We start from the raw sequence: 20,413 nt of genomic DNA, 5'->3' as shown, positions 1-20,413 counted from the left end.
GGACGGGGAAAGCCGAACGCCATCCTCATGGGGCGCGTCGCGACGGACACTCGGAACTGTTGGAGCGTCTTTTCAGGCTGGGTTGAAATGATATCGTGCGCAGGTGTCGCCACCTGGGGAAATGGCAAAGCGGCGCGGCAGACGCCAAGGCGAGCCGGTATCGCGCGACTTGGTCCTTCGCGCGGCAAAGCGACAGTTCGCTATGCATGGCTATGGAAAAGCGACGCTGCGAGCGATCGCCGACGATGCGCGAGTAGATCCGGCGATGGTCCTCTATCTCTTCGGCTCGAAGGCGGCATTGTTTCGCGAGTCGATGAAGTTGGTGCTGCCGTCTGACCTGTTGACGACCGCGATCGCCGAGAGCGACGGCGACTTAGGCTGCCGCGTGGTGCGGACCTACCTTGGCATCTGGGAGCAGCCCGATACGGCCGCGAGCATGGCTTCGATAGTGCAGTCGGCGACGTCTAACAGCGATGCCAACGATGCGTTTCGCGGTTTCCTGCACGACTATCTGCTCACTGCGGTGTCCAGCGCTTTGGGCGGCGGGGACGAAGCGCGATTGCGCGCGATGCTGGCCGCGACCAACCTCGTCGGCATCGCGATGTTGCGGTACATCATGCGTGTGCCGCCCCTGTCGTCGCTCGGGGTCGATGAGGTGGTCCGGTTGGTGGGGCCTGCAGTGCATCGGTTCTTAACCGTCCCCGCCGACGAGCTCGGGTTGGAGCGGTCGTCGGAGTAACTCCACCGCAGCGCCGAAATACACGGTGAATACGCATATTTCGCCGTGCCGCGATCTCCCCGCGCGGCCTCGGGGATGAACAAAACGAGAATGGCTGCTGCGGCCGGACAGAGAGATGGACGCAAAATTGCGTATCGTGTTGCTGCGTGGGCTGATTCGTGACCCTCTCGCCGCCGAGAATTCGCCACTGGTGCGCCGACCGGGGTCCGTGGCCGCAACGCAGTCATCGATGTAGCCTCGGTTACACCGCGGTCGCCTCGACGATGCTGAGCGGTGACACGGTGTCGACGACGCGGTTCAACCGGAAACCAGCTTGGTCGAATAACCGGCCGTACTCGTCCGCGGTACGTTCGCGCGCGCCGGCGACGACCAGCATCTCGATGTCCACCCACTTGCCGTGGAAGTCGCGGTCGTGGTCGGGAATGACGAACTCGCAGAGCAGCAGTCGCGCACCGGGCGGGGCCGCGGCGCGGACGTTCTTCAGGATGCGCACCGCGTCTTCCTCAGGCCAGTCGTGAATGACGTTCTTGAGCACATACGCGTCGCCGCCCTCCGGCGCCGAATCGAAGAACGAGCCCTCTTCGATCCGGACGCGGTCGTCAACACCGTACTTGCGAAACAACTCGGGGGCGTCCGCCACGACCTCGGGGAGATCGAACAGCACGCCGCGCGATTTCGGGGCCGTCTCCAGGATCGCCGCCAACAGCCGACCGTGTCCCCCACCGACATCGACGATTGTGCCGAACGCGCCGAAGTCGTAGGCCGCGGTCAGGGGCACGGTCGCGAATTCGGACACATTGGTCATCGCCGAGTTGAAAATTCGACCTAGCTCCGGCTCGTCGGCCAGGTACTCGAATGCCGGTTTGCCGCGAAGCTCCGGGAGCACCGGATTCCCGCGCCGGATCGCGCCGGTCAGGTGGCTCCAGTGCTCGCGATGCTGAGGCGACCCGACCCACCGCGCCATCCCGGCCATTGACACGGGGGCGTCGCTGCGCAGCGTTTCCGCGAGCGGGGTAAGTGCATAAAGCCCGTCGCTTCGCTGGCGGAAAATCCCGATGCCGATCAACGCGCGCATGAGTCGCCTCAGTGCGTCGGCGTTGGCGCCGACTCGGTCTGCCAGCTGCTCACCCGACAGAGGTCCATCTGCCAGGGCGTCCGCCACGCCGAGATCCGCTGCCGACGTGATCGCCTGAGCGACCCAGGCGTTCAGGATCAATTCCATCATCGCCGCCGCAGGCGGAGCTGAGCGTTGGCGCAGCCGCGACAGGTGATGGCGGACCCGATCGACGGCTCGCGCGACCGTGACCGGCGGAACCCTTGACGTCAAGTGACTACCCTTCTGGTTCAGCTTCGCCACGACGGGTGCGTTCCGTGGCTGAGTCCTCTCCTGCGCTCGGACAGGAACGACGGCGCCGCCGATGCTGGCGCCAGGCAGGCGACCCACCCGGCAGACCGAACATACCAACGGGCCCAAAAAGTGCTCACCTGAGCGCTCCTGCTACTCGGCCGATTGATCTATCGCATAGGAACTATGCCCGCAAACTATCAGTATTTCAATACTCATTGAAATAAATGCCCGCTCCATTTACAGTTCGGACAGGGGGCCGGAAGAACGGAGTCGTCATGTCACGTCAAGCCACGAAGATCATCGTTGCCGCGATCCTCGCATTTACCGCCGTAACGGCCACGGGATGCGTTCCCACGGCCGGCGTGGAACCACCCCTCGGTGTCGCAGCGGGGTGAAGCTGCATCGCGCCGAACGCCGAAGCGGCACTTCATGAACGGCGAAATATATGCAACGACTCTGCGACCGTTTTTTGATGGCTGGTCACTCGCCATCGCTTGGGCGGGAGTCGTTGGGCGAGCGCCGCTCCCCCGCAGGGGGATTCGCAAGAGGGACCAAGTTTTGTGGTCCCGTCCCTATGCGGCCTGGCGTTGGTCGGGTCTCGGAGTGGTCGAGCTTCAGTGCGTAATCGCCGCTAGGTGCAGGGATATTGCCCGTTGAGCACACAATTCGCCGGTGGCGAGTAGGTACCGCTCAGCACACCCCGTAGACCACCTGTTGCCGAACCGCCCGGCGCAATGACGCGATTCCAGTTCGCGGGGGTGAGCACAAAGTGCGTGCCGGATTGGGTAATGGTGCTGTTCCACGTGTGCGAGACGGATTGCCCGGCCGGCATGTCGAATTCCAGCCTCCAATCGGACAGCGGTGCCACGCTCGAGTTGGTGACGGTGAAATTGGCGATGAACCCCGTCTGCCACGTATGCGCGACCGACAACGTCGCCGTGGCCGCAGCCGCATGAGCTACCGGGCTGATGGCGAGTCCGACGATGGCAACCATCAATGCCGACACGGCTACATGAAGCGCTGTGCGCCAGCGCTTCACGTAATCATTAAGTCGGGCCATAGAGCCGACACTAAAGCCAAACAGGCAACGGCGACCGTGGCATCGCGGGTGAGCTGCAGTACCTTTGCTCAACTGAAACCGTCCTGACATTTTTGCCGCGAACCAGTGCCTTTCGCTCGCGTTCACGTCTGGGAGTCAAGCAGCGCTGTATCGGATTGCGAACTCACCGGACTCATTCGAACGACAAGCGGACCGAACCGAGGCCCGAGAACTCGGCCACGAACTCGTCGCCGGGGCACGCGTCAATCGCCCGCGTGCACGATCCGGGTAAGACGATGTCCCCTCTTCGCAGTCGCACACCGAAACTTTCGACCTTGCGGGCCAACCACGCCACGGCCGTAACGGGGTTGCCCAGTACGGCGTCGCCGCGGCCCTCGGCGACCATCTCGCCGTTGCGCGTCAACACCGCATCGATCGCTTTGGCATCTAGATCGTGTGGCGGCACCCGCGCCTCCCCCAGCACGAAGCCCGCGGAGGAGGCGTTGTCGGCGATGGTGTCGCATAGGGCGATCTTCCAGTCGGTGATGCGTGTGTCTATCAACTCGATGGACGGTGCCAGGGCCCCGGTGGCCGCCACGACGTCGTCCTCGGTGCAACCGGCGCCGGGAAGGTCCTCGGACAGGATGAAACCCACCTCGACCTCGACCCGCGGGTACAGGTAGCGCGCCGCCTCGACCGGGATATCCTCGAACACCTGCATCTCGTCGAGCAAATGGCCGTAGTCCGGCTCGTCGACCGCCATCATCTGCTGCATCGCCAACGACGACAGTCCCACCTTGTGGCCCACCACCCGCGCACCTTCGGCCACCCGCTGGCGGATGTTGATGAGCTGGATCTCGTAGGCGTCGACGACGTCGATGTCCGGGTAGGCGACGATCAAAGGAGCGATGGGCTCGCGACTGCGTTCGGCTTGGGCGAGGCCGGCGGCCAACTCGTCTCGGATCGCAACACTGAGCATGGCGGAAACCCCCATTCGTCTGACCGGGCAGACACGTCGTCACAAGTCCGAGGCCGCGCGAAGCTCAGATGCGCGACGACAAACCGAGCAGCACAACCGTCAACACGATCCTTGACCCTCGACGGTTCAACGGTCGTCCCGCTCGGGCGCCCGAGGCGGTGGCTTGGCCCCACCCGCCGAAATCAGACGTGCAGGGTCGGCCGGTAGACGAGCTCTTGGATATTGCCGTCCAGCGTCCGGCCGTCAATCAGCTCGAGGTCGAAGTCGGCCCCGCCGTTGAAGATTGGGTCATCACCGGTCTGACCGGTGATCACAGGGAAGATCGTCACCTGGACGCGGTCGACCAGGCCGGCAGCCATCAGCGCTCGGTTCATCGACAGGCTGCCGTGCGAGCGCAACGGCACCTCAGACTCCTCCTTGAGCCGCGCGACGATCTCGACGGCGTCGCCGCACGCGACGGTCGCGTCAGGCCAGTCGAGAGGTCCATCCAGGGTGGTTGAGACCACCGTCGCCGGCAGGTGCCTCATTCGGGTGACCCACAGGTCGCGCACCTCGGAATCCTCGCTGCTCTCGGCCAGCATTTGCGCGAATAGCCGATATGTGTTGGCGCCGAGCACCATTCGCTGCTTCTTGCCATACAACGCGAGGCGGTGGTCAAGCAGTTCGGGGCCTTGCTTGCCCCAATAGCCACCCCAGTCGCCGCCGCTGACCCCGCCGAAGCCGTCGAGGCTGGAAAAGACGTCGAAGGTATAGGTAGTAGTCATTGATGTGTCCTCGAGCGCGTTGATGTGTGTTTGGGATACAGACTCGAAGCGATGGCGGAACTAATCGCCCTTGGACTCCTGGGCTGAGGCCGCCCGCTTCGGCTCGTGGTCAAGACCCGGGCGGGTGCGAAGATAAGCGCCGCGCCCATCGACCACGTCGTAGTTACCGGTCCCAGACGGGCTCCATCGGCTAACGCCGAAAACCGTCGGTTTCGACTAGCTGACGGCTGGGCATTCGCAGGCAATGAGCGTGCGAAGATTTGCCCGTTTTGTCGCTACCGCCGCGGTGGCGGCTGGGGCGTCGATGGTGGGCCTGCCCGCCCCGGCGGCCTCCGCCGAGCCGTGTCCGGACGTGGAGGTGGTGTTTGCCCGCGGTACCGGCGAGCCACCCGGGGTCGGCGGGGCCGGCCAGGCGTTCGTCGATGCGCTGGGATCACGGGTAGGCGGCAAGTCGGTGGGCGTCTATCCGGTCAACTATGAGGCGAGCGGCGACTTCAACGGAGGTATCGATTTCGCGAGAACCTTCGTGGACGGGATTAGGGACGCCGGCGCTCACATCGAGTCCACGGCGTCGAATTGTCCGAATACCAGAGTGGTGCTCGGTGGGTATTCCCAAGGTGCCGCCGTGGCCGGCTTCGTCACGTCGGCTGCCGTGCCCAAGGAAGTGCCACAGGAGTTCGTGTCCTACGTACCTCAGCCGATGCCACCGGCGGTGGCTAATCATGTGGCCGCGGTAGTCCTTTTCGGAACTCCCTCCAACGAGTTCTTGCGCGGTGCGGGCGCGCCGCCCATCACGATCGGCCCGCTGTACGCGGCCAAGACCATCCAGTTGTGTGCCGCCGATGACACGATTTGCAATGGCGCTCCTCCGGGGCCGCCCGGCATCGCCCACACGCTCTATGCGGCGAACGGCATGGTCGACCAGGGCGCGGATTTTGCTGCGAGTCACCTCTAGCGGCTGCGAACGAACGACGACTCCTCGACCGAGCCCATAATGTTTTAGTCTCTGCACCACACGGTTTCATGTCGCCGAATGCGGCTGGCTCTGTTCCGCCGAGTCAATCAGCCTCTGGTAGCGCGAGACTCAGACGACGGGGTCAACTCGGCGTGTATGGTGCGGCCGTACTTGGGCCGCATGACCCGGTGTGCCAACGGCACCAACACGCCGTGCAGGAACGGATACTTCTGCCGCAGCAGACATCCCACCTTTGAATATTCAGCCCCATCTAGCAGACGCACGGTGCCAGGCAGCGTCGATCCCGTCGGTTTGCCCGATGCCGTTGCCGCCCCAAATTCGACGTTCGGATCACGCCGGATCCGGCGCACCTTGATCGCCCGCTCGAAACTCCGAAAGTAGGCGCGGTCCCCGTCCACCACGATGCTGACCGGGCTGGAACCTGGGTTGCCGTCCTTACGAAAGGTAGTGAGCGAGATCGTCTTCTGCCGCACGAACGGCACCAACGTCGAATTGGTTGCCGTACCAACGGTGCCCAGCACATAACCGAGTTGGCGGAGCCGCAGCACGAACGCCAGGACCAGTGCTACCGACACCGCACCGAGGATCCACGCTTGCGCGGGCGAACCACCCACGTCGAGGTCTACAAAGTGGTTCACCGTGTGCACGGTGTTCGCCACGATGAATCCGGCGAGCGCGGTAGCCAACGCGTCGGCCCAGATCAGTGCAAGAAGCAGTGTGACGCCCAGACCGAGCTGGAACGCACCGACGTCATGCAAGAAGTGCCGATGCGCCTCAAATCCGACGGAATCGGCGAATGAATTCGGATCGATCAGGCACCAGATCCCAATCCCAGCGGTAACGATCCCCACCACCGCTGTCACGGCGACCAGGTAGATCCGCGCCGGTGTACTCAAGCGATTCATCATGCTGCCCTTCCGACAATGCTTTTTCTCGTCCTTGATCGCTAGACGGAATCGGGCACCGATATGTGACGGTGGCGCGAGAGTAACGGCACGTGCGCGCGGCAGACATTTATCGAAGCCCTGGGCCGGACCGCGGCCGCCCCGTCCCCCACCTCTGACGGATGAACGCGACGCACCGGAGCTTGGTTGCTCGGTTACTCGCCTTCAGCGATCGCTATCGTCTGCTCAGCGACCCACAAGTGATGTATTGCTACTGGCCGGCCGGCGGACGGCATTCGTTGGCGCCGGGATCCCACCACCAGCCGTTGTCACACGCGAGCGGTTGTGGTCCGACACCGAGTGGACGACAGACATTGGCCGTTGGGTCCCACCACTGACCCGGGTCGCACGCCAGGGGTTGTGGTCCGACCCCGAGCGGCCGACAGACCTTGCCCGTCGGATCCCACCACTCGCCGTCGGCGCAGTCGGCCTTGCTGATCGCCGGTGTCGCGATCGTCACGGCTGCCATCGACGCGAACGCCACCATGATGGCGGGAACAAGACGGCGAACGAATGCCTTCATTTGCGGGCCTTTCCCTCGTGGTATGTGCATTATCGAACCGAGCCGAGGCATCGAGGTCAAGACCTCGTGGCAAATCGTGAACAGTTAGCTCCTCAACGGGTTTCGGTCGCCGAGTAGGGATACGAGACACCGAAATGCGAGTTCCCGGTTACGTCCCCGCGGCGAGCTCCAGCGCGGCCGCGACGACGGGCCTGGCCCAGGCCGGCGTGGAGGTCAAATCGGAGGGCCCGACGATGCGCCCGCGGTCCATGTGCAACACCAAGACCGGCTTCGGTGCCTGCCCGGCCGCGGGATCGGCGGCTGCCGAGTTGTCATACATCCGCAGTTCGGTGAGCAGCGGTAGTAATTTCACGAGGTTGATCAGGCTGTGGCGGTAGCGACGGCGGATGTCGGCTTCGGAGATGTCATGCCCGCCGCCGTGAACCCGTTTTCGCACACGCTCGATGCAGGTATCAGCGCTTTCCAGCCCGACATAGAAGACGCGGACCTCGATGCCACGCCCGGCGGCCTCGGCCAGCAGGCCCGACATCGTGTTGCCGCCGAGTGTTGTCTCAAAGGTGAAATCGAGGCCCTGATCAATCGCCCGTTGCAGCAGCCTCCGGCCCTGGTCCCATGCCGCCGCGTTGGCCTCGGTCTGGCCCAATCCCGGGTTGGCCGCCATGATCGCTCGCGCGGCCTCGTCGGGGTTGTAGTACTCACCGCCCTTATCGCGGATCGTCGCGCCGACGACGCTGCTCTTGCCGGCCCCGTTGACGCCTGCCAACACGTGTATCTGCGCCGGCATCGTCGTCGTGCGAGCCATGGGCGCGCCGGATCAGCGCGGCCGCGCGGTGCGCGCCGCCTTCACCGCGGCGGCGCCCAGCTCATGCGGTGCGGCGTCGAACGCCGCGGCGACTCCGGCTTTGGCTTTCGGTGTCTGCATGGCGGCCAGCAGCTCGTCGAATCGCTCACTGAGATCCTCGAGCGCGGGTGTGGCCGAGGCGGTCAGAGCCTCGAATTCGGCGTACGACAGCAACACCGCCCTGGGAGTGTTGTGCTTGGTGATCACCACCGCCCCGCTGACCGCGGCTTCATCGAAGACGGTGCCGAACTCATTTTTGAGGCGGCTGGCGGTCACCGAGGGGACATCGACCAGCTTGCCGTCACGATTGCGGAACGACACGGTGGACATGGCGCTCCCCTCCTTGGTCTGCACACCCGTCAGTCTAGCCGTTTTGTCTATTTTGTGTGAATCGGCCATTTTGTGCCGATCGATCCCAGAAGCGCGAGCACAGGCCGGGCGCACCATCGGGGTCGCCGTCGGGAGTCGTGCGGCGCGCCTGCGTTACAGGTTGAGACCCACGCTTTGCACCAGACGACCGGCGCCATCGGCGCGGTTCGCGGTCGATCTGGCGGCCGACGCATTGAGCGCCGCCGCTCGGCGCCGGCGGTTGGGTACCACTGCGGCGCCATGTGCCGCGACGCGAAGGCACGTGGTCTTGAGCGCCCGGATGTACCGCTCAACCGAATCACGGGCAACCGGATTTTGCGGAAAGGCGACCGTCAACGTGGTCCTGCCCTCGAATCGATTCACCCACATGCGCACGTCATCCGACGACCTGCCGTCGCCGTAGATACCGGCATTCAGACCGTCCCATTCAGAACTGAGCGGAATCCCTCGTACGTCGGCGTACGACAGCATATGGAGATTGCCCGCGGACTTTCTGATCGGTCCTCCGAAGGTCGCCAGCTCCACGACCCGCTCGAAGGGGACATCAGCCAGGTCGATTCCCGAATCAAATGAAGCCTGCGCGGCGGCGACCGCGCCACCAAAAGATGCTCCCGCGACCGGGACGGTAACCGGGATGAAGCTGGCGAACCAGCCCGGCGTCACGAATTCGGCTGGCGTGCTGCGGGTGTCGTATGGCGTGATCCCGTAGTAGGTCTCCGACCCGGTCAGCTCGTATTCGGCGAACGCGGCACAGGCAAACAGACCACCACTGAAGCGGGCACCCGCCTCCGTGCAAACGGTCTCGAACCGCTCTGCTTGATCCTCGTCCATGAGTGGCACGACGGCCACGCCGCTCCCGCACGGCACCGCCGGATCACCAAGTGGCAACGGGAAACTCGGCAGAGTTCCCCCGCTATTCTCGGCGAAGCGAATCCATGCCCGCACTGGTGGGGACTGCAGCGTCAGCGCTGCGGTGTGCTGGTGCTGCCGGACGCAGTAATCGTGATAGCTGGCCGGCTCGGGCAGCTGCACGGGAACTCCACCGCCCACCAACGCGGAGTACATGGAATGGATTTCGAGGAAGATCACTCCGACCGACATCCCATCGATGACCAGATCGTCGGCGCTCATGTAGAACGTGAAGTGATCCGCGTGCTGGACAACTCCGAAGGTAAAGCAGTCCCACCGCAGTGGACTCGGTGTGGCCAATATGTGGGCGCGCAGTTCGGTTGGCGTCATTTCGCCCCGCACCAGCGGTGAAAATTCGATGTCGGCGGGATCGCTGAAGGTGTGCCGGACGATGCGGCTACTTGCTCGACACTCGAACCAGCTGTGGTAGGTGTCATGCCGTCGCAGGTGCGCGTTGATCGCCTCGGTCATGGTGGGGACGTCGCAGATGCCGGACATATCCCAAGCGCCGACGTTCAGACGCGCCATATCCAGTCCGCGGGTCGCTTGTTCGTTGAATCGCCGAAGGTGCTGAACCTGCTGATAACTTGCCGGAACGTCATTTATTGGTGCCAGTCGAGCTTTGTGGTGCGCTGCGGGTGTCGCATGCCAAGAAATAACCGACCCGGTTCCTGGATCCCAGTTATGGACCGTCCCAAACGTGACCACAAAACCTCCTCGTGGCCGCGCGGCGTAATTACCGGACGGCCGCAGCGATTCGGGCACCATACCCAACGGGAGGTGGCACCTACGGACGACTATTTAACAAATGTCTATTAAGGGCCACTCGGTCATACCGATGGCGGTATTCCACGAATGCCTACTAATGGCAGCGCATGAGAAGCCGATCATACGCGCACGTCAGAGGGGCTTTCGAGGCTCGCGTTAGCGTACAGTCGCTAATGTCGGCAATACTAGGGTCGAAACGAAAATGTTAGTTACATCACACCACCGAGAATGGCGCGGAAGGCAGCCTCTCCCCCGTTGAAAGTTTCCTTACCGGTTGGCACGGATCCCACGTATCGATGTTATTGCACATTTGTCTGATTGTGAATTCCCAGGTTTCGCATATTTTGTCCAGATATTGCAACCGATAAATATGGTCGCTCCGGTGCAATCCGGTAACGCTTAAAACTTCCCCAGCCAACTGGTGATCACGAAGATCGAAGCAACAGCAGACGAAACGGCACGCAACCCTCGATGATGGGCGGTCCCAACCCGGCCTATCAGTCGGGGACCCGACACGTCGCTGTAGCGTGACGGCCGTGAACTCCTTCCGCATGTCTTCGTCTGTGGCGCTCGCGGCCAGTGCCGCGGCAACCGTTCTGCTGCTCGCTGGACCAGGTACGGCGAACGCGGCCGGATCGTGCCCCACCGCAGCGCCGCAAAGCGGCGGGGCGCCCGACTGGACCCTGGCCGGGACCACCGGCAGCGTCGCGGTCACCGGGTCTACGGATACGACGGCTCCGCGCGTGAGCGTGACGACACCGTTCAGCGTGACCCAGACCCAAGTGCAGACGCTGCACGCCGGAGATGGACCGGTGGTCTCGAGCATCGCCAAGGTCTCGGTCTGCTACATGGGTGTCAATGGGCGTGACGGGTCGGTGTTCGACAGCAGCTACGAACGCGGCGCCCCCGTTGACTTCCCCCTCACCGGAGTCGTGCCGGGCTTCCAGAAGGCCATCGCGGGACAAAAGGTCGGGTCCACGGTCGCCGTCGCGATGGTCCCCGCCGATGGCTATCCCCAAGGTCAGCCCAGCGCCGGAATCCGGCCCGGCGACACGCTTGTCTTCGCGATCAAGATCCTCAGCGCCTCGGCCTAGATTCGGCGCACCAAATCTCCTGCGCCGCCGATTAATCAGTCAACGGCGCGAACATCAACGCGGGATCGATGCCGAGTTGCTGCGCGACGTGGGCAGTGTCCCAATACTCTCGCCAATGAGCGATCGCACCGTCGCGAACCTCGAAAATCGCTGTGACGTAAAACGTGACGGCCACGCCATTCATCGAGTTCACGTCGACTCTTTCGACGATGACGGTATCGCCGTCGGACACGATCGTGCGGATTTCGCTCCCCTCGATCATGCCGGTAGACAGCGTGTTGTGTTTCTCGAGTTCTGCGCGCGCCGCGTCACGTCCCCGAACGATCGGAGAGAGGGGCACGTGGAGTTGCCACACGAAGTCGTCGGCCATGAGCGCGGTCATCGCGTCGACGTTCATGCCCTCGCCGTAAGCGGCATGTATGAATTCGACCACCACCTTCTCGTTGTCGTTTTTGGTTGCAACACTTTTCGCCATATCGTCTTCCCTTAGGTGTCAGCGCGGATCGTTCGCTATTTGTCGAACTGTAGATGGCCGCGAGCGTTAGCGTTCGGCTTCGTGCAATCACCGCAGGTATACGAAGCGCTTAGCGACGCCTCGGCACCAAAGAACTGGCCGTGACACCCTTCAGACCTGATTGAATCCGCCGTCGGCGGTCACCGTGGACCCGGTGATGAAGCTGGACAGATCGCTCGCCAAAAACAGTGCGGCATTGGCGATCTCGATGGGATCGGCGAAGCGGCCCAACGGAATGGTGGCGATGCGACCGGCGCGGAACTCTTCGATGGAGACATCGGGATCGGTTTGGGCGGCCAACGCGTCGCTTCCCGGCGTGGCGGTGGATCCGGCGACGATGACGTTGACCCGGATGCTGCGGCCGGCGAGTTCGTTGGCCCAGGCGCGGGCCAGCGACCGGACGGCGGCTTTGGTCGCGGCGTAGATGCTCAGCCCGGCGCGGCCGCGGTCGGCGGTGGTGGAGCCCGTCAGGATGATGGAGGCACCATCGTTGAGCAGCGGCAGCGCCTTCTGCACGGTGTACACGACTCCCTTGACGTTAGTGGTCAGCAGCGCGTCGAGGTCATCGTCGGTGATTTCCCCCAGGCGCGCCACCCTGGTCGAGCCGGCGTTGGCCATGACGATGTCAAGGCCCCTGCCGGCGGACGCAACCTCGGTGTAGAGCCGGTCCAGGTCCTGCGGCATCCCGACGTCGCCGCGCACAGCGGTTGCGCGCGGCCCCAGTTTGCTTGCCGCGCGGTCGAGTTCGGGCTGGCGCCGGCCGGTGATGAAGACCCGCTCGGCGCCTTCGGCGAGGAATCGCTCGGCGGTGGCCAGCCCGATCCCGGAATTGGCGCCCGTGACGACGGCGGTCTTGCGCTCGAGCAGTCCCATCCAGTTCTCCTGACGAGTTCCTTTGCGAAGTATGTTATTTGGCGGGTTTTGCCCGCCGCCACAGCAGGACGCCGTGGCGTGGTTTCCCCTTGATGACGACCGGCTCGGCGGGGCTGAGTTCCAGGCGGTCGTCGCCGGTGCGGGCGGCGCGGTACTGCGTTCCGCCGACCCAGTTCGGTAGCAGGCTGACGTCGACGTGGTGCGCGATCACCCCGTTGTCGAGAACGCTGTAAGGACCGGTGTACGCCAGGTATCCCTTGGCCGCCGCGGCCAATTCGTCGGTGTCGGCTGTCTGCAGGTCACCACGGGCAAACGGTGCGCGGTCCGCGCGCATGATCTGGGCAGACATGTATCCATCGGCGGTGTACATGATGATGCCGCGGGCGTCGGGCCCCAGCGGGTAGCGCATGTTCGTGCCGTCCAGATCGGAGCTTTGATAAGACCCCAACGTCCAAGCCCCGATGAGGTATTCGCGAAGATCCTGCGGTGTAAACGTGGTCATCGGTGGGCCTCTCGGGATTCGATGTGGTGTCGCGATGTGGATGCGTCAGCCGCGTCGCCGACGCTTCGATAATGCCGTGGATCGCCCGCGCTAATGCCGCCACCCCTGCGTGATCGTCGGTCAGCACGCACAACGGGCGGCCTCCACCGACCCCGCTCCCGCCTGACTCGTATTGTCTGCAGCATGATCGCCGCTTTGATCGTGTCGCCATGGCGAGCGCTTAACCGCTTTCGGGCGGCCGGCGAGCCCGCACACTAGGCCCGGTACAGGCGCGTGACAACAACTCTGATACTTGCCCTTGCTGGACTGGCATTTCTGGACTCGCTCAATGTCCTCAACGTGGGGGTCGTCTCGGCGGTCATCTTCGATAGTCGGCTCAGCCGACGCTCCCCCATCCCGGGCGCGTTGAGCTTCGTCGCGGGCGTGTTTGCCGTCACGACCACCTTCGGCCTGTGCACGGTGCTGGGTATCAGCTTCCTCACCGAGGCACTTGATTTTCACGTCACGCCGGCCATCCGATTTCGGGGCGAACTGCTGTTGGGAATCGCGCTCGTCTGCTTGGCGTACTTCCCGCTCACCGCGCAATCGTCAGCTCCCGGCTGGGCGATGGCCGCCATGCGCAAACGTCCGTGGCTGCTCGGATTCCTCGGCCTGGCGGTGGGAAGCGGACAAGCGCCGACCGCGGTGCCGTATCTCACGGGCCTGGCGATGCTGGCCGCTCTGCACCCGCGGCCGCCGCTCTGGCCGCTGGTCATCATCGCCTACTGGGCGGTCGCTCTGTCACCATCGCTGGCGATCCTTGCTCTGTCGATGCGACGAACCATGCGTGCCAAGCGGATTCAGCGCAGGATTGTCCGCGCGCTCACCCGCTACGGCCCGATCTCGGTCCGACTGTTGTTTCTCGTTTTCGGAGTCGGACTCATCGCCGATGCGCTCGTCAATCACAGCGCGCTGTGGTGAAGCGCATCGGATCACTCGCCGGGGGCTATAACGGACTTTGGTGTGCCGAGCGGATGGCCCGCCGCTCTTAGGCCTGCGGTCCCTCCGACGGTGGCCAGGGCGTCCCGGGTGACGCTTCGCCGGGGCTTTCGTACTCGCCGCGCGCCAGTGGCACCCACCGCTCGCTGGGTGCGGGCTGCTTCGACGACGGAAAGTCACGTAGCTTGCCCGTCGGTTTGGCGTCCCACTGGGCGAACGTCAACGGTGTCTGCAGCCACGCGTGCAGCAGGTTGTAGGCGGCCTCCAGCGAATCGATGTGGGTGCGCTCCCAGCCGTGGCTGCCGTCGAGCCCGAAGCCGACGAGTGCGGCGCGGGTGTTCGCTCCCGCCTCGATTGCCGCGGCGGCATCGGATCGGTAATAGCGAAAGATGTCGCGGGCGAACGGGATTCCGCGCTCCTGGGCGACCCGGCAGAGTTTGCGGGTCAGGTGGTAGTCGAACGGACCGTGCATGTCGGCCATCGGGATCGTCACGCCGTCCTCGAGAGAGTGCTGGCCGGGCGCGCATACCGCGTTGTCCACCGACACCAACTCGGCGACGTCCGCGGGCAGCCCGTGGCTGGCCCCGTGACCGACCTCCTCGGTGATGGTGACCATGATCGTGGTGCGGTGCGGCAACACCACCTTGTTCTCGGAGAAGTTCTTGGCCAGTGCGAGCGCGATGGCGACACCGGCCTTCCCGTCCAGATGACGAGAAACAATGAAGCCATCCGCGGTGAGCTCGGGACTGGTGATCAAGGCGACGAAGTCACCGATCTGCAGGCCGAGACGAAGCAGGTCCTCGCGCGAGGACACCTTGCGGTCGATGCGAACCTCGACGTGCTCCCAGTCGGTGGGCTGGGTGTCGATCTCGTCGCCGAACGCGTGGCCACTGGACTTGAGCGGCATGACGGTGCCGGTGATGAACTCGTCGGGGTCGTCGATGAAGATACGCACGCGGGCCCCGGCGGCGAACCGGGCCGAGAAGGTGCCGACCGGAACCAGTTGCAGGCGGCCGTTGTCCTTGAGGTCGCGGACCATGCAGCCGATGGTGTCCGAGTGAACCACCAGCGCCCGGTCGGTGGTCGCCGACTCACCCGGGAGTTCCGCGGTCAGCGCCCCGCGCCGCGTCAGCGTGAACGGCACACCGAAGTCGTCGAGGATATCGCCGATCACCTGCATCACCGCGTCCGTGCGCCCCGCCGGACTCGGGGTCTGCAGCAGCGCGAGCAGCGTGTCGACCATCCACGCGCGGTCGGCCTCGGCCATGGCCGCGGTTTCGCCCACCCTTGTCTCCTCTCGAGTCGTCGGGAATCGCGTACAACCTACCGTGCGACGGACCCTGATCGCCCGGCCCGGGCCACTCGGCGCTAGGACGTGGATCCCATCTCCGAGATCAAATCGGCGAGGGCAAGGATTCGTTGCGCGTCGCGCACGTGCAGGCTTTCGATCATGCGGCCATCAACGGTGATGACGCTGGTGCCCGCTGCCTGCGCCTCCTCGTAGGCCGACACGACCTTGCGGGCGTCGTCCAGCTCCTTTCGCGAGGGGGCGAACAGCTCGTTGGCGGGGGCGATCTGTGACGGGTGGATCAGCGTCTTGCCGTCGAATCCCATTTCACGGCCGTGCCGCGCCTCGGCCCGGAATCCGCCCTCATCGGTGATGTCGTTAAACACGCCATCCAAGATGATTTTTCCGGCCGCCCTCGCTCCCAACAGGGCCATGCCCAGCGCGGGCACGACGGGCGCGCGGCCGGGGACGTGCAGGCCGTGCAGCTCGTTGACGAGGTCGTTGGTGCCGACCACGAGCCCGGCCAGGCGGTCGCTGGCCGAAGCGACCTCCTCGGCCCTCAGAAACGCCCGCGGCGTCTCGATCATCACCCACAGCTGTAACGACTCGGATGCGCGCAGCGTGTCCATCGCGTCGGCCAGCGCCTGAACCTGTTGGCCCGTCTCGACTTTCGGCACCAGCACCCCGTCGGCGGCCGATGCGGCCACCGCGGCCAGATCGTCGTTGTGCCAGTCGGTATCCAGGCCGTTGATGCGCACCACGACCTCACGCGGCCGGTAGCTCTCCGACGAGATCGCCTCGCACACCGTTGCCCTCGATTCGGCCTTCGCATCCGGCCCTACGGCATCTTCGAGGTCGAATATCAGCACGTCCGCCGGCAGCGATTTGCCCTTCACCAGCGCCCGGGGCTTGTTGCCGGGCAGGTACAGGGCGGACCGGCGCGGGCGCAGGGTCGGTGCCATGACGTGATTCACTTCCTGTCGTCGAGCTTTGCGGGGGCGGGAGTCAACTGCACGCGGTGGGCGCATGGTGACCGCGGCATAGGCAGAACGTACCCTTCGGTACCGGTGGTGTAGTTGCGGGTGGCGGCCAGGGCCCGTCACGCAAATCGGGTCGAATCGGCCGCCGCGACGGCTGGATCCCGGAAGGGGAAAACGGATGTCATCAACTGATTCGGCGCGTACCGAGGGCGATAGTTGGGACCTGGCCTCCAGCGTGGGCGCGACCGCGACGATGGTGGCGGCCTCCCGCGCGCTGGCTTCTCGCGAGCCGGACCCGCTGCTCGACGACAGGTTCGCTGAGCCGTTGGTGCGGGCGGTCGGACACCCCTTCTTCACCCGGATGCTGGACGGCCAAATCCCGCTCGACGACGACGCGCCGATGACCCTGCAGCAGCGGCGCGAGCAGATGACGGTGCGGACCAGGTTCTTCGACGATTTCTTCCGTGCCGCGACCGCCGCCGGCGCCCGCCAGGCCGTCATCCTGGCCGCCGGGCTCGATGCCCGGGCCTATCGGTTGTCGTGGCCCGCGGGCACCGTGGTTTTCGAGGTCGACCAGCCCGAGGTCATCGCCTTCAAGACCGACACGCTCGCCCAGATCGGCGCGGAACCGACCGCCGAGCGCCGCACTGTCGCTATCGATCTGCGCGACGATTGGCCAACAGCACTGCGCGACAGCGGTTTCGACACCACCTCCCCCACCACCTGGATCGCCGAAGGCCTGCTGCCCTACCTACCGCCGGAAGCCCAAGACAGACTGCTGGACAACATCACCGCGCTCAGCGCGCCGGGCAGCCGGCTGGCCACGGAGAACATCACCGATATGAGCGTGTTCACCGACGAACGGGCTCGGGCGATGCGCAACAACTGGCGTCAGCACGGGCTCGACATCGACGTCGCCGAACTGGTCTGGCTCGGTGAACGCCGTCCGGCCGCCGAACACCTGGCCGCCACCGGCTGGAGGGTCACCCGCCACCCCACCGAACAGGTCTATGCCGACTACGGTTTCGTGGTGCCTGACAACGAGATCCTCAAGGAATTCCGCCACGCCATCAGTTATCTCACCGCCGAACTGAGCTGAACCGGCACCCGCGGCTTTTAGGGCGTGGCTTCGCGCCACTCCCGCTCGAACGGCAACCGCCACGCATTCGGCGCGATCAACTGGTGAATAGCGTTGGGGCCCCAGGTCCCTGGCTGATACAACTTGACCGCGGGCGGGTCGGTGAGGAGCTCTTGCGAACGCTCCCATAAAGATTCGATGCCCTCCGCGGTATTGAACAGGGTGTGGTCGCCGCGCATCGCGTCGAGGATGAGTCGTTCGTAGGCCTCCAGCACATCCACGACGGTCTCGATCTCCTGGGAGGAAAATTGCATGGACAGCTTGTCCAGCTTCATGCCGGGGCCGGGCCGCTTGCCATAGAAGGACAGGGACACCCTCGAGTTGTCGGCGAGGTCGAACGTGAGGTGATCGGGACCTTGGGTTCCCACCCCGGATCCGGGTGGGAACATCGTGCGAGGGGCCTCCTTGAACGCGATGGAGATGACGCGGATACCCTCGGCCATCTTCTTGCCGGTCCGCAGGTAGATGGGTACCCCGGCCCACCTCCAGTTGTCGATGCCGACCTTGAGGGCGATGAACGTCTCGGTGTCGGAATCCCTTGCCACCCCAGCTTCGTCGCGGTATCCGTGGAATTGACCGCGAACCACATTCGAGGGCTTGACCGGCAGCATCGACCGGAACACCTTGTTCTTTTCTTCGCTGATGGCAAACGGTTCGAGCGCCGTCGGCGGCTCCATCACCACGAACGCCATCACCTGGAACAGGTGGGTGACCACCATGTCCTTGTATGCGCCGGTTTCTTCGTAGAAACTCGCCCGTTGATCCAGGCCCAGAGCTTCGGGGATATCGATCTGGATGTGGTCGATGAAGTTGCGGTTCCAGATCGGTTCGAACAGACCGTTGGCGAAGCGGAACGCCAAGATGTTCTGGGCGGCCTCTTTGCCGAGGAAGTGGTCGATGCGGAAAATCTGGGATTCCTCGAAGGTTTCGTGCACGAAATCGTTGAGCGTCACCGCGCTGGCCAGATCGGTGCCAAACGGCTTCTCCATCACCACCCGTGAACGTTCGACCAGTTTGGCGTCGCGCAGCAGGGTGATCACCGCGCGCGCGGCCTTGGGTGGCACCGAAAGGTAATGCAGGCGCCGGACGTTGGGCCCCAGGTCGGCTTCGGCCTCGGCCACCGCGGCGGCCAGCGCTTCGGGTCCGGCGCTCTGCGGGACGTAGGTGATGATGTTCGCGAAGTTCGCCCATTGGTCGGGCGTCAGCTTGTGTGTTCCGAAAGATTCGATCGCGTTCTTGGCGAGGTCGCGGAATTCGTCGTCGCTGATATCTTCCAGCGACGTGGCGACGATGCGCATGTCCGGTGCCAGCTCGGACTGGTCCAAGTACGCCAGGCCCGGGATCAGCTTCCGCTTGGCCAGATCGCCCGTCGCGCCGAAAACGACGATGACGTGGGGGTCCAGCGGATCGGAGTGGTGGCGACGTGGGCGTGCGTCGGGCGCCGGGTACGAGATCGTCTGGGGTTTCGCGGTGGCCACTCCTGCGATACTTCCACCGCCACGGCGCCCTGTCGCGTGTGTTGCCCGGTTGCCGCTCGGTTAGCGATCGCACGATCGGGTATGGGATAGCGGCGGGCTCCCGGCAGCGGGGTTCGCCGGCCCCACAAGCCAATGGAAAGCGACATGACAAAACCCGACAAAGACCCACTGAGCCGCGCTCAGGAGCTGGAGAACATCGTCGATCAGCTCGAGGAGAAGGTTGCCGAGGACCGCGAAGCCGAAGGAGTTCCCGGCAGGCCCAGCGACCGGCACCATGCCTCCGTCCGAGGCTCGGATAACGAGCCACCGGACTAGCGAGTCATCGGCTGGGCAGGTCTATGGCATGAGCTTTCAGCGTCGCCAGCATGTCCGGTGCCGGCCATTCGTCGGCGCGGTATCGACTCGGAGTGATTCCCGAGACGGGAAGGATGCCCACCACGTCCACCACCGTCGCGAACGGCACGGTGAACCTGTCAGACACATTTGACGAGTCGCCGATCAAAAACGTTATGTAATCGGTGTGCGGCAACTCCCAGGACGGGCCGTCGCCCCACACCGTTGTGGTGCGCCGGCCCCACGGCGTGTCCATGATCTGCGCCTCACCGACGTATTGCGGGAATAGTTCGCGCTCGTAGTGCTCGCGCAGATATTGGGTTTGATGGTGGTATTCCCTTGCGGCCAAAAGGCTTCGAGCCGTCAGGCCGAAACTGCGCAGGGGGTGTGGTCCGGCGTGATCGAACGGCACGATGACGGCGCCTTCGATCGTGTAACCCTGTGGCGAGATGGGCTGTTCGGCCTCGACGTACACCTGCTCGGCGGCCTCGAAGAGTTCGGGCACTTCGTCGGGCGCGTCGGTGCCCAGCACCAACGTTCCGTTCCCGGGGAAGAACACCAGTGGTCGTGGGCCGCCTGCAACCGCCAGCGAACCCAACCACCCGGCGGCCAAGATCATCGAGTCGATGTAGCTGTCGCCATCGGCGTCCTTCAGCAGGTACTTCTCGCCCGGCGTGAAGGTCTGCTGACGAGCGGACAGATTCTCCCGAGCCACCGCGAACGCCTGGTCACCGGTGATGCCCCAGGCGCCGGTTTCCGCCGGTGTCACCATGGCCCGCACCGTGGGCAGGTCGACGACGACCATCTCGTTGATGTGGGGAAACACCGGGCGCACCCAGGGCTGCGCCCCGCTGTTGACCAGGTGATCGACGTAGCTTTGCGGCCGCAGTACCGGCCTCAGCAGGGGTTGGGCTTCGGCCCAGCTCAGCGGCGGTGTCGACGATTGGTCGCTTGCCATATCCACGGTGCGTGCTTCCTGCTCACGATCAGGGGAACACGCACGATACACCGTGCGTCCGCCAATACAAGTCACCCA

General features: G+C 64.4%; 22 protein-coding genes. 6 read left to right on the top strand and 16 right to left on the bottom strand.

Annotated features, from left to right (window positions below; translation table 11 throughout):
- Positions 1-121: 121 nt before the first annotated feature.
- Positions 122-739, top strand: coding sequence for a TetR family transcriptional regulator (locus Q0W90_RS07700; protein WP_297595528.1), 618 nt, complete (start codon positions 122-124; stop codon positions 737-739).
- A gap of 241 nt (positions 740-980) precedes the next feature.
- Here the strand turns inward: Q0W90_RS07700 and Q0W90_RS07695 are convergent, their stop codons facing one another.
- The 4 genes from Q0W90_RS07695 to Q0W90_RS07680 all read right to left on the bottom strand — a co-directional run bounded on the left by Q0W90_RS07695 (position 981) and on the right by Q0W90_RS07680 (position 4,869).
- Positions 981-2,066 (bottom strand): methyltransferase, encoded by a 1,086-nt coding sequence (locus Q0W90_RS07695; RefSeq protein ID WP_297595521.1) that lies wholly within the window; start codon positions 2,064-2,066, stop codon positions 981-983.
- Positions 2,067-2,718: 652 nt separating this feature from the next.
- Positions 2,719-3,147: a cellulose-binding domain-containing protein gene (locus tag Q0W90_RS07690; protein ID WP_297697756.1), complete on the bottom strand. Its 429-nt coding sequence runs from the start codon at positions 3,145-3,147 to the stop codon at positions 2,719-2,721.
- 172 nt (positions 3,148-3,319) lie between these two features.
- Positions 3,320-4,105, bottom strand: coding sequence for a 2-keto-4-pentenoate hydratase (locus tag Q0W90_RS07685; RefSeq protein ID WP_297595520.1), 786 nt, complete (start codon positions 4,103-4,105; stop codon positions 3,320-3,322).
- A gap of 182 nt (positions 4,106-4,287) precedes the next feature.
- Positions 4,288-4,869: a dihydrofolate reductase family protein gene (locus Q0W90_RS07680; protein WP_297595519.1), complete on the bottom strand. Its 582-nt coding sequence runs from the start codon at positions 4,867-4,869 to the stop codon at positions 4,288-4,290.
- 304 nt (positions 4,870-5,173) lie between these two features.
- On the opposite strand from Q0W90_RS07680, the gene Q0W90_RS07675 reads away from it, so the two are divergent.
- Positions 5,174-5,824 (top strand): cutinase family protein, encoded by a 651-nt coding sequence (locus Q0W90_RS07675; protein WP_297697754.1) that lies wholly within the window; start codon positions 5,174-5,176, stop codon positions 5,822-5,824.
- 107 nt (positions 5,825-5,931) lie between these two features.
- Here the strand turns inward: Q0W90_RS07675 and Q0W90_RS07670 are convergent, their stop codons facing one another.
- From Q0W90_RS07670 to Q0W90_RS07650, 5 genes are all read right to left on the bottom strand, one after another.
- On the bottom strand, positions 5,932-6,753 hold the full coding sequence (locus tag Q0W90_RS07670) for a PPOX class F420-dependent oxidoreductase (RefSeq protein ID WP_363319565.1): 822 nt from the start codon (positions 6,751-6,753) through the stop codon (positions 5,932-5,934).
- Positions 6,754-7,000: 247 nt separating this feature from the next.
- The gene (locus tag Q0W90_RS07665) at positions 7,001-7,312 is read right to left on the bottom strand and encodes a hypothetical protein (protein ID WP_297595516.1); all 312 of its coding nucleotides are present in this window, start codon (positions 7,310-7,312) and stop codon (positions 7,001-7,003) included.
- Between the two features lie 148 nt (positions 7,313-7,460).
- Entirely contained in the window at positions 7,461-8,114 is a 654-nt protein-coding gene (locus Q0W90_RS07660; RefSeq protein WP_297595514.1) for an AAA family ATPase, read from the bottom strand.
- Positions 8,115-8,126: 12 nt separating this feature from the next.
- Positions 8,127-8,483 (bottom strand): type II toxin-antitoxin system prevent-host-death family antitoxin, encoded by a 357-nt coding sequence (locus Q0W90_RS07655; RefSeq protein ID WP_363319566.1) that lies wholly within the window; start codon positions 8,481-8,483, stop codon positions 8,127-8,129.
- Between the two features lie 153 nt (positions 8,484-8,636).
- A complete protein-coding gene (locus tag Q0W90_RS07650) occupies positions 8,637-10,139 on the bottom strand; it encodes a condensation domain-containing protein (protein WP_297773958.1) in 1,503 nt (500 codons plus the stop codon).
- A 596-nt stretch (positions 10,140-10,735) separates the two neighbouring features.
- Between Q0W90_RS07650 and Q0W90_RS07645 the strand changes: the two genes are divergently transcribed.
- A complete protein-coding gene (locus Q0W90_RS07645; protein WP_297595511.1) occupies positions 10,736-11,293 on the top strand; it encodes an FKBP-type peptidyl-prolyl cis-trans isomerase in 558 nt (185 codons plus the stop codon).
- Between the two features lie 31 nt (positions 11,294-11,324).
- Here the strand turns inward: Q0W90_RS07645 and Q0W90_RS07640 are convergent, their stop codons facing one another.
- The 3 genes from Q0W90_RS07640 to Q0W90_RS07630 all read right to left on the bottom strand — a co-directional run bounded on the left by Q0W90_RS07640 (position 11,325) and on the right by Q0W90_RS07630 (position 13,182).
- On the bottom strand, positions 11,325-11,768 hold the full coding sequence (locus Q0W90_RS07640) for a limonene-1,2-epoxide hydrolase family protein (RefSeq protein WP_297595510.1): 444 nt from the start codon (positions 11,766-11,768) through the stop codon (positions 11,325-11,327).
- Positions 11,769-11,918: 150 nt separating this feature from the next.
- Positions 11,919-12,680 carry an SDR family oxidoreductase gene (locus tag Q0W90_RS07635; protein ID WP_297773955.1) on the bottom strand — a complete coding sequence of 254 codons (762 nt, stop codon included), beginning with the start codon at positions 12,678-12,680 and terminating at the stop codon, positions 11,919-11,921.
- A gap of 34 nt (positions 12,681-12,714) precedes the next feature.
- A complete protein-coding gene (locus tag Q0W90_RS07630) occupies positions 12,715-13,182 on the bottom strand; it encodes a lipocalin-like domain-containing protein (protein ID WP_297595508.1) in 468 nt (155 codons plus the stop codon).
- 273 nt (positions 13,183-13,455) lie between these two features.
- On the opposite strand from Q0W90_RS07630, the gene Q0W90_RS07625 reads away from it, so the two are divergent.
- Positions 13,456-14,142: a GAP family protein gene (locus Q0W90_RS07625; RefSeq protein WP_297595507.1), complete on the top strand. Its 687-nt coding sequence runs from the start codon at positions 13,456-13,458 to the stop codon at positions 14,140-14,142.
- A 67-nt stretch (positions 14,143-14,209) separates the two neighbouring features.
- Here Q0W90_RS07625 and Q0W90_RS07620 read toward each other — a convergent pair whose 3' ends face one another.
- Positions 14,210-15,445: an osmoprotectant NAGGN system M42 family peptidase gene (locus Q0W90_RS07620; RefSeq protein ID WP_297595506.1), complete on the bottom strand. Its 1,236-nt coding sequence runs from the start codon at positions 15,443-15,445 to the stop codon at positions 14,210-14,212.
- 83 nt (positions 15,446-15,528) lie between these two features.
- Positions 15,529-16,410: a CoA ester lyase gene (locus Q0W90_RS07615; protein WP_297773922.1), complete on the bottom strand. Its 882-nt coding sequence runs from the start codon at positions 16,408-16,410 to the stop codon at positions 15,529-15,531.
- Between the two features lie 196 nt (positions 16,411-16,606).
- On the opposite strand from Q0W90_RS07615, the gene Q0W90_RS07610 reads away from it, so the two are divergent.
- Positions 16,607-17,527 (top strand): class I SAM-dependent methyltransferase, encoded by a 921-nt coding sequence (locus tag Q0W90_RS07610; protein WP_297595504.1) that lies wholly within the window; start codon positions 16,607-16,609, stop codon positions 17,525-17,527.
- A 17-nt stretch (positions 17,528-17,544) separates the two neighbouring features.
- Here Q0W90_RS07610 and zwf read toward each other — a convergent pair whose 3' ends face one another.
- The gene (zwf, locus tag Q0W90_RS07605) at positions 17,545-19,044 is read right to left on the bottom strand and encodes a glucose-6-phosphate dehydrogenase (protein ID WP_297595503.1); all 1,500 of its coding nucleotides are present in this window, start codon (positions 19,042-19,044) and stop codon (positions 17,545-17,547) included.
- A gap of 132 nt (positions 19,045-19,176) precedes the next feature.
- Between zwf and Q0W90_RS07600 the strand changes: the two genes are divergently transcribed.
- The gene (locus Q0W90_RS07600) at positions 19,177-19,359 is read left to right on the top strand and encodes a hypothetical protein (protein ID WP_297697728.1); all 183 of its coding nucleotides are present in this window, start codon (positions 19,177-19,179) and stop codon (positions 19,357-19,359) included.
- Between the two features lie 4 nt (positions 19,360-19,363).
- Here Q0W90_RS07600 and Q0W90_RS07595 read toward each other — a convergent pair whose 3' ends face one another.
- Positions 19,364-20,341, bottom strand: coding sequence for a hypothetical protein (locus Q0W90_RS07595; protein ID WP_297773918.1), 978 nt, complete (start codon positions 20,339-20,341; stop codon positions 19,364-19,366).
- Between the last annotated feature and the right edge of the window lie 72 nt (positions 20,342-20,413).

Source organism: Mycobacterium sp., from assembly GCF_025933915.1.
GTDB lineage: Bacteria > Actinomycetota > Actinomycetes > Mycobacteriales > Mycobacteriaceae > Mycobacterium.
The sequence above is the reverse complement of the archived record's forward strand: the minus strand, read 5'-3'. Positions and strand labels throughout refer to the sequence as shown.